Annotated in this window: 6 protein-coding genes; 2 read left to right on the top strand and 4 right to left on the bottom strand. The window is 44.3% G+C overall.

Going from position 1 to position 9437, the window contains the following annotated elements:
* Window positions 1–636 precede the first annotated feature (636 nt).
* A complete protein-coding gene (locus tag CBW18_RS21055) occupies window positions 637–1281 on the top strand; it encodes a hypothetical protein (RefSeq protein WP_088303342.1) in 645 nt (214 codons plus the stop codon).
* Window positions 1282–1723: 442 nt separating this feature from the next.
* On the opposite strand, the gene CBW18_RS21060 is transcribed toward CBW18_RS21055, so the two are convergent.
* The 4 genes from CBW18_RS21060 to CBW18_RS21075 form a co-directional block, all read right to left on the bottom strand.
* Window positions 1724–3130, bottom strand: a complete 1407-nt coding sequence (locus CBW18_RS21060) for a TolC family protein (protein WP_088303343.1) — start codon at window positions 3128–3130, stop codon at window positions 1724–1726.
* Complete coding sequence (locus CBW18_RS21065; RefSeq protein WP_088303344.1) at window positions 3117–6317, bottom strand: efflux RND transporter permease subunit; 3201 nt, start codon at window positions 6315–6317, stop codon at window positions 3117–3119. The genes CBW18_RS21060 and CBW18_RS21065 overlap by 14 nt, the downstream gene beginning before the upstream one ends.
* A 23-nt stretch (window positions 6318–6340) precedes the next feature.
* The gene (locus tag CBW18_RS21070) at window positions 6341–7477 is read right to left on the bottom strand and encodes an efflux RND transporter periplasmic adaptor subunit (protein ID WP_253249109.1); all 1137 of its coding nucleotides are present in this window, start codon (window positions 7475–7477) and stop codon (window positions 6341–6343) included.
* Window positions 7478–7614: 137 nt separating this feature from the next.
* Window positions 7615–8220, bottom strand: coding sequence for a TetR/AcrR family transcriptional regulator (locus CBW18_RS21075; protein WP_088303346.1), 606 nt, complete (start codon window positions 8218–8220; stop codon window positions 7615–7617).
* Between the two features lie 179 nt (window positions 8221–8399).
* Here CBW18_RS21075 and CBW18_RS21080 point away from each other — a divergent pair, with 179 nt between their 5' ends.
* Window positions 8400–8837 carry a GNAT family N-acetyltransferase gene (locus CBW18_RS21080; protein WP_088303347.1) on the top strand — a complete coding sequence of 146 codons (438 nt, stop codon included), beginning with the start codon at window positions 8400–8402 and terminating at the stop codon, window positions 8835–8837.
* The last annotated feature ends 600 nt before the right edge of the window (window positions 8838–9437 follow it).

Raw genomic sequence — 9437 nt, forward strand, 5'->3', positions numbered from 1 at the left:
ACATCAGGTCCAAGCCTTGATTGTTTGCTTCTTTGTTATCAAGAACAAAGAAGAAGAGGCCACGGCGGCCAGCCGAAAACAACTCCTGTTAGTAACTACGGTAAAGATTGCTTTCCCGAAAGGTCGGGACAGGCTGCCGGCTGAAAAAGCCGCCTCGCAATGACGATTTAACTAATGATCCGCATCCCGCTATAGCCACCACGCTATCTGCACCCTGCTACCGGCCTGGCAGATTTTCGCCGGAAAAAGCACGAAAATCTATGCACTTCCCCTCATTACCCCACAACCCAAGGCAGAATCAAGCTTGTGCGCTGGGATAAGAAAGGGTAAGAAGCCTCGAGGCTGCCGCAATAAAGATTTCCGTAGCTTTTTACAAGAAAGGATGCAAGCCTTGATTTTTGGTTACCTTTTTATCAAGAAAAAGGTAAGAGCCCCTCGGCGGTGAGCCGAGGCAAGACCGAGCCTAGGAAAAAGAATAGCGCCCGCTTTAAGGTTCCCGCCTGCGCGGGATCCGATAGCTATCGGATGACGAACTATGTTTATGAAAAGTTTCAAAGATCTCTCCGCTACGGTCGAGATGACGACCCAGCGTGCCCCCTCATAGTTTCAGAGTGATTAATCTACGGATGCCTGTCTTTGCTCCCTGCTATCCGGCCTGGCAGATTTTCGCCGGAAAAAGCAAGGAAATCTTTGCACTTCCGCTCATTACCCCACAACCCAAGGCAGGATCAAAGCGGGAGCGGTGGGATAAGTAAGGATAAGAGCCTCGATGCTGCCGCTATCAAGATTTCCGTAGGTTTTTACAAGAAATTGCGCAGCAATCTTTTATGCCTATTAAAACAACATGATCAGATAAAAAACGGTGCAAGCCTTTCAATTATGCCTGTGTGTTTGTTATTTTTAATGGCAGGCATGCTTTCGCTGCGCTCAGGTTTGTTACTTTTGGATCAAGCCAAAAGTAAGAGCCCCTCTGCGGCGGTGAGCCGAGGCAAGACCGAGCCTAGGAAAAAGAATAGCGCCCGCTTTAAGGTTCCCGCCTGCGCGGGATCCGATAGCTATCGGATGACGAACTATGTTTATGAAAAGTTCAAAGATCTCTCCGCTACGGTCGAGATGACGACCAAGTGTGCCCCTCATAGTTTCAGAGTGATCAATTTACGGATGCCTGTCTCTGCTCCATGCTATCCGGCCTGGCAGATTTTCGCAGGAAAAAGCACGAAAATCTTTGCACTTCCTATCATTACCTCACAACCCAAGGCAGGATCAAAGCGGGAGCGGTAGGAATAAGCAAGGGTAAGAGCCTCGATGCTGCCGCAATCAAGATTTCCGTAGGTTTTTACAAGAAAGGATGCAAGCCTTGATCTTTTGTTTCTTTTCTATCAAGAGAAAAGAAAGAGCCCCCTCGGCGGCGGTGAGCCGAGGCAAGACCGAGCGAAGGATAAAAATATCAAGGCCTTAAGATTCTTGCCTGCGCGGGATCCGATAGCTATCGGATGACGAGCGGTGTTTGTAATCTGGATAATAGAATAATTTTGTACAAATCGCAGATAACCCATAGTAGTAAGATTGCTTCGTCGTTCCTCCTCGCAATGACGGATTTGATGTTACGATAACAGCATCAAACAAAAAAGCACCAAGAACATCGCGCTCTTAGTGCCTAAATTTATACACAAACCTATAAAGTCTTTAAAACCTTATAGGTTTAGATATAGAATTTTACAGATTAATTCCATCCACCACCTAACGACCTGTACAAACCAACCACTGCATTTAACTGCTCATTTTTGATGGTGGTCAGTTCCAGTTCGCTTTGCAATAAATTACCTTGCGCGGTAATCACCTCTAAGTAATTGGCCATGCCGCTTTTGAATAATAAACTTGCATTTCTCGATGCCTGCTTTAAAGTCTGTGCCCTTCTCTCTGCAATACTATACTGTGTTTTCAGTTTCTCAAACTTTGTTAATTCATCAGAAACTTCGCCTACGGCATTGATAACCGACTGGCGAAACTGGATCACTGTTTTCTCCCTGTCGATTTTTGCCAGTTCTAAATTGCTTTTCAGCTGTCCCCTCTGGAAAATCGGTTGTGTAATCCCGCCTGAAACCAAACCAAATAAGGATGCCGGCACATTAAACCAGTTGCTGGCCTTGAATGAATTGACACCGCCACTTGCGGTTATGACCAATGAAGGATATAAGCTGGCCTTCGCCACGCCCACTCTTGCATTGGCTACATTTAAAGCCAGTTCAGCAGATTTAATATCCGGCCTGCGGCTTAACATCGCCGAAGGAAAACCTGTATTCAAATCCTGCGGAATAAGCATTTTATCCAGGCGGCTGCTCCGGTGAATCGATTGAGGTAAAGTACCGATCAATACACTTAAAGCATTTTCCTGTAAGGTTACATTCTGTTCCAAACGGGGAACCAGTTGCGCTGCATTTAACTGTTGCGCCTGGGCCTGCTGTATGGCCAGTGAGGTCACCTGACCGGCATCAAACTGCAAATTAATGATCCTCAGGGTGCTGTCATTTAGCTTTAAATTCTTTTTGGCAATTTCAAGTTGCGCATCCAGCATTAACAAATTGTAATAGCCTTGTGCCACGTTGGCCACCAAACGCGTTTGGACCGCTTTACGTGCTTCCTCTGTTTGCAAAAAACTGGCGAGCGCACCGGCTTTCTGGTTGCGGATTTTACCCCAGATGTCGGCTTCCCAAAATACTCCCAGATTAGCCGTATAATCTTCAATGTGTGTGGAACCGGTAAACTGGTTCAGGCTTAATCCGTTTAAACTGTTATCAGAGGGACGGCTTGAACTTGCCGCCACCTGTAATTTTAATTCAGGTAAATAACCCAATTTAGACTGTTTGAACAAGACTTCAGCGGCATCGATATTTTTCAGTGCAATTTGCATGTCGTAATTTCGAACCAATGCCGTGTCGATTAAGTTCTGAACTGTTAAGTCACTGATAAAGCTTTTCAAAGGCAAGGTGCCAATACTCGAAGAGTCTTTAGGCGCTGAGTTTCTGAATAATCCTGGCGCAACATTAGGCAAGGATAGATCTTTCGAAACCGAACATCCGCTCCAGACTAATGCAAGGAGCAGGATGGTAATGATATTAAACCGTTTCATAAACTACATGATTATTATTGATAGGTGCTCCATGATGGTTAACAACCTCATTTTTTGATTTTTTTGATATTTTTTCCTGTAAGGCCTGGAAGATGACGAAGAGTACCGGGATGATGAATAAACCTAATATTACACCCGATACCATCCCGCCTGCAGCACCAATACTGATGGAGTGGTTACCTTGTGCCGACGGACCTGTTGCAATACTCATCGGGAATAAACCGAACACAAAAGCCAGTGAGGTCATGATAATCGGTCTGATCCTCAATCGCGCGGCTTCAATAGCCGAATCAACCAAACTGAGTCCGGCCTTTCGTCGCTGCACCGCAAACTCCACAATCAGGATGGCGTTTTTAGCCAGCAAACCAATCAGCATAATCAGCGCCACCTGTACATAAATATTATTTTCAATTCCGGTTAAACCCAATACGGCAAACACACCAAATACACCTGTAGGGATGGAAAGAATAACCGCCAATGGCAGGATGTAACTTTCGTATTGTGCAGATAACAGGAAGTAAACAAACACCAGACAAAGCAGAAAGATCACCGTCGACTGTCCGCCGGAAGAAATTTCCTCACGTGTTTGTCCGGAGAATTCGTATGCATAACCGGTTGGCAATTGTTCTTTAGCCGTTTCTTCTATCGCTTTAATCGCATCACCAGAACTGAAGCCTGGTTTAGGGATCGCATTGACCTCAATCGAGTTGAACAGGTTGTAACGGGAAGCCGTTTCCGAACCATACACCCGGGTTAATTTAACTAGCGTACTGATGGGCACACTTTCGCCTGCCTTGTTTTTCACAAATACCCGGTCGATACTGGCCGGATCGGTTCTGTCGGCAACATCGGCCTGAACCACTACGCGGTAGTATTTACCAAAGCGGTTAAAGTCGGATGCCTGTGCCGTACCGAAATACGTCTGCATGGTTTGTAAGATGTCTTTCTTACTAACGCCCAGCTGATCGGCCTTTTCGTCGTTCACATCCAGTTGTAACTGCGGATAATCGGCTTTATAAGAAGTAAAGGCATAAGCAATCGCCGGTTTCGCCATTAACTTCGCGATAAAGTTATTCGCCACCCCACTAAATTTATCCAGTCTGCCATTCGTTTTATCCTGTAACATCACGTTCATCGCTTCCACATTACTAAAGCCCGGAACAGTTGGGAAACTGAATACAAAGAAGGTACCAGCAGATATGGCGGCCATTTTAGCCCTTACAATATTCTGGATCTCATCGATATTTTTGATCGCCCCTCTTTCCTCGTTTGGTTTTAACAATAAGAAAATCTGACCAGCTGAAGGACTGTTGGAGGCGGTTAAGAAGTTATAACCGGCAAGCGACATTACGAACCTTGCGGAAGGCATCGCCCTCAACTCAGCTTCAGCCTGTTTTAACATTTTATTGGTATTGGCTAAGGAGGTTCCCGATGGACTGGCCACAGCAATCGCTACAAAACCCTGATCCTCTGTTGGGATAAAGCCGGTTTTTGTTCTGCTCACCAGGAAAACGGTAACCAGAACGATTAAGGCCAGCCCGGCCATACTGATCCACTTATGGCGGACAAGCACTTTCAAACCGCCAACATAGCGGTTGGTCATGTAATTAAAACCACCATTAAAGCCTGCATAGAACTTTTCTACAAAGCCTTTTTTGGGTGCGTGATGGCCACCTTCTGCATGTTTATTTTTTAAGAATAAGGCCGCCAGCGCAGGACTTAAAGTCAAGGCGTTAACCGCTGATATAATAATGGCTATCGCCATGGTTAAGGCAAACTGTTTGTAAAAGATACCTGTTGAACCCGTCATAAAACCAACCGGTAAAAATACGGCCGCCATCACCAGTGTAATCGATATAATGGCCCCGGTGATTTCATTCATCGCCTCGGTAGTGGCTGCTCTCGGACTAAGCGAAGGGTTTTCCTCCATCTTGGCATGCACCGCTTCCACCACCACAATCGCATCATCCACCACAATACCAATGGCCAACACCAGTGCAAACAGGGTTAAGAGGTTGATGGAGAAGCCGAACAGCTGCATAAAAAAGAAAGTACCAATAATGGCCACCGGAACGGCTATGGCCGGAATCAGCGTCGACCTGAAATCCTGAAGGAAGATAAATACCACGATAAATACCAGTATAAAAGCTTCTATCAAAGTGTGCTGCACCTGGTTGATGGATTCGTCGAGGTCAGTTTTGGTCCGGTAAAACTGGTTGAATTTGATGCCCGCCGGGAAATCTTTTGACAGTTTCGCCAACAGTTTATCGATGGCAATCTGGATTTCGTTGGCATTAGAGCCGGATAACTGGATCACCCCGATGGTAATTCCATCTTTTCCGTTTAAACGGTTCACACTGCCATAGCTGTAGGCTCCCAGTTCCACACGGGCCACATCTTTTAAACGTAGTATAGAACCATCTGAATTGGAACGGATGGCAATGTTTTGATATTCCTCTGGTTTGGTCAGTTTACCTTTATACTTGATGATGTATTCAAAGGCCTCATTACTACGCTCCCCTAACCGGCCTGGCGCTGCTTCCAGGTTTTTGTCCTGAACAGCTGCAATCACTTCATTAGGTGTAATTTTATACGTAGCCAGCTGACTTGGGTTTAACCAGATGCGCATGGAGTAATCTTTAATCCCGCCAAATACGCTGGCCGAACCTACACCCGGAATACGTTTCAGTTCGGGGATGATATTGATTTGTGCATAGTTATTGACAAAAACAGCATCGTATTTTTTTGGATCCTCAGAGTAAATACCGATGGCGCCAATAAAACTGTTTTGCTGTTTGGTGGTGGTGATACCATATTGTACCACCTCTGCAGGCAACTGACTGGTGGCCTGTGAAACCCGGTTTTGGACATTAACAGCGGCCTGATCGGGATTAGTACCTTGCTGGAAGAAAACCGTGATGGCCAAAGTACCGTCGTTACTGGCGCTGGAGGTCATGTAGGTCATGTTCTCCACACCATTAATGGCTTCCTCCAGTGATGGCGTTACCGAACGTAAAATGGTTTCGGCATTGGCCCCGGGGTACACCGCAGTAACCAATACCGACGGAGGGGCGATATTCGGAAAGCGCTCTAAGGGCAACTTTGTTAGGCCAAGTACACCCAATATCACCAATAGGATGGAGATAACGGTTGAAAGTACCGGCCTGTCTATAAATTTCTGAAACATGATGGCTTAAACTTTAATAATGATTAATTTTTTGTTTTTGCAAGGGCTACTTTATCTGCTGCTTTTTGAGGATGGATCACCATGCCCTCCTGCAATTTATCAACCCCGCTCAACACGATCTGGTCGCCAGCTTTTACCCCGTCTTTCACCAGGTAATTTTCACCGGCTTTACCCACAATGGTGATGGCTTGTTTTTTCACCTTACTGCTATCGCCTACGGTAAATACAAATACTTTATCCTGCATTTCTACCGTCGACGCCTGAGGAACCAGGATGGCATCATCGTGTTGTAAGCCCAAACGGATTTTACCGGTATTACCCGAGCGAAGGATGCCGCTGGCATTAGGAAAACTTGCCCTGAGCGTAATGGCTCCGGTGTTTTTATCAAACTGACCGTCGATCATATCAATTTTACCTTTAATCGGATAAGCTGAATTATCAGACAATAAAAGTTCTACTGCCGGTAAATGTTTAATCCTGTCGGCAGGGGTTTTACCCGGGTAGTTTGCATTAAAGTTGTTGAAGTCGTTTTCAGCCAGGGAGAAATAAACATGTACTTCGTGAATATCTGATAACTGAGTTAAAGCAACCTGATCGGTCGGCGAAACCAGACTTCCCTGTTTCTTTGGAATGCGACCGATATAACCACTTACCGTTGCCTTAACATTGGTATAACCCAAATTAATCTGTGCGGAAGCCACGCTTGCCCTGGCCTGCTCTGCGTTGGCCTGCGCGATTTTATAAGCGGTTTTAGCTGTTTTCAATTGAAAATCAGAAACCACCTTATTCTGAACCAGTGGGGTTAACTTATCTACTTCCAGTTGGGCATTTAAAATAGCCGCCTCTGCAGCATGTAAGCTTGCTTTGGCATTGTTTAAAGCTTCGCGGTATGGGTTTTCATTGATTTTGAAGAGTGTTTGTCCGGCAGAAACATAAGCGCCTTCGTTCACCAGAACACTTTGCAAGTAACCGCTCACCTGCGGGCGGACATCGATATCAACAGCACCCTGAATAGATGCCGGATATTCAATATACGTTGTTTCTGTGCTGGCATTGATGGCGCTTACCGGCAATGCTGGCGGCGGCGGTGCTGCTGCTGATTGCTCTGGTGATGATTTACAGCTTATCAGAAGGACAGATAGCGAGAGGATAATTAACATTGACTTAACCTGATTAAACCGTTTAACAGTGTTAAGTGAAATAAACAAGTAATGGATAGCATTCATATGATATAATTTATTGTGGATTTAAAGCGTATAAATAATCTAACAGTGTTAAATTAGGATGTAAAAAAAAATTAGCTGTTAATGGATAGTGTAATCCCTTTAATAGCATCTTTTAAAATTTGCTGGTTAAGTTCGTCTGTTGTTCTGCCATTCGGGCGCACCAGGTTGATGGAGATCAATCCGTGAATGATCGACCAATAGGTATAGTATTTCATGCAAATATCATTCTCTGAAACAGGTTTCTTTTTGAATAAAGATTCAATCACATCGCCTAACATATTTGAAACCGTTTCGGCTTCAGCCAATGAATTTTTAACGGTGCAACAAACCATATCCACCCCGTACATCAATTGATAAAATTCCTTGTTGGCAAAAGCAAAATTCCAATAGGCCACCCACATGGCTTCCATTTTATCTTCAGCAGATTCATGTTTGTCGCGGGCCGCCCGAACATCCTTCGCCAGGATCTGGTAACCTCTTCTGGTCAGTTCCAGCAAAATTCCCTCTTTGTTCGAAAAATATTCGTAAATGATCGGTGCAGTATATTCAATCTGGTCGGCAATTTTACGCATACTCAAAGCCTGCCAGCCTTCCGTTTGAACAATGTTCAAGGCTGCATCCAGAATACTGGTTCTGGTTTCATCTTTTAAACGTAGAATTCTTTCTTTACTTCCCATGACCGGAATATTAGGTGTAAATAATCTAACACCGTTAAGCAAATGTAGAACCAATTCCACAATTGACAATCATTCATTTGTCATAAACATTTTATTGATTAGTTTTACGTTGATAATCAACGATTAGTGCATTTTAGACAGCATTTTCAAACAACTTCAATTTTTTAAAAGAATAAAAAATGATTTTCCGGGAGGCAAAAACAACTGACATACATGCGATCCAAATTGTCAGACATACCGTAAAAGAGAATATTTTGTCTGATCCTGCCATGGTTACGGATAAAGATTGCGAAGAATTTATAACCCAACGCGGCAAAGGATGGGTTTGTGAAATAAATGAGGAAGTGGTTGGATTCTCTATTGTGGATTTGAAAGCACATAATATCTGGGCTTTGTTTCTCCGTCCAGAATTTGAAGGTAAAGGCATTGGCAAAGCACTGCACCGCTTAATGATGGATTGGTATTTCGATCAAACGCATGAACCGGTTTGGCTGGGCACATCACCCAATACCCGCGCAGAAGAATTTTATACCCGGCAAGGCTGGAAAAAGGTGGGCGTGGTAAACAATGGTGAAGTGAAATTTGAAATGACTTTGGAGGATTGGGTGAATAAGTAGGCTTACTCGGGGTAATCGTCATTGCGGGAAGGCTTTTTCAGCCGAGCGCCTGTCACGACCTTTCGGGAAAGCAATCTCTCCAGCAGGATCGCTTGCATGAAAGATTTACTTTCCCAAAAAAAAGCCGGGGCAGGCGCTCCTCCCTCTTCGTAATGACGATGCAGCCTAAAAAACTAACCACTAAGTCACAAAGTTTAATGCCATGATATGAAAAAAAACTGAAACCATATAAGGCATATAAGTTCCATTTAAGCGCAATGCCCTATATTTTCTGATATGTCTTATATGGTAAAAAACGATCATAAAAGTTTTAACTTCTAAGACCCTGAAACAAGTTCAGGATGACCGACTGGCAAGAGTAATCTCTCCAGCAGGATCGCTTGCATGAAAGATTTACTTTCCCAAAAAAAGTCGGGGCAGGCGCTCCTTCCTGCTCCTAATGACGATGCAGTCTAAAAAACTAACCACTAAGTCACATAGTTTAATGCCGTGATATGGTAAAAAAACTGAAACCATACAAGGCATATAAGTTCCATTTAAGCGTAATGCCCTATATGTTCTGACATGTCTTATATGGTAAAAAACAATAATAAAAGTTTT

This window comes from Pedobacter sp. AJM, from assembly GCF_002197755.1.
GTDB lineage: Bacteria > Bacteroidota > Bacteroidia > Sphingobacteriales > Sphingobacteriaceae > Pedobacter.

Coding starts and splice junctions, on each gene's coding strand:
- CBW18_RS21060 (WP_088303343.1), bottom strand. CDS start 3,130: ATGAAACGGTTTAATATCATTACCATCCTGCTCCTTGCATTAGTCTGG.
- CBW18_RS21065 (WP_088303344.1), bottom strand. CDS start 6,317: ATGTTTCAGAAATTTATAGACAGGCCGGTACTTTCAACCGTTATCTCC.
- CBW18_RS21070 (WP_253249109.1), bottom strand. CDS start 7,477: ATGTTAATTATCCTCTCGCTATCTGTCCTTCTGATAAGCTGTAAATCA.
- CBW18_RS21075 (WP_088303346.1), bottom strand. CDS start 8,220: ATGGGAAGTAAAGAAAGAATTCTACGTTTAAAAGATGAAACCAGAACC.
- CBW18_RS21080 (WP_088303347.1), top strand. CDS start 8,400: ATGATTTTCCGGGAGGCAAAAACAACTGACATACATGCGATCCAAATT.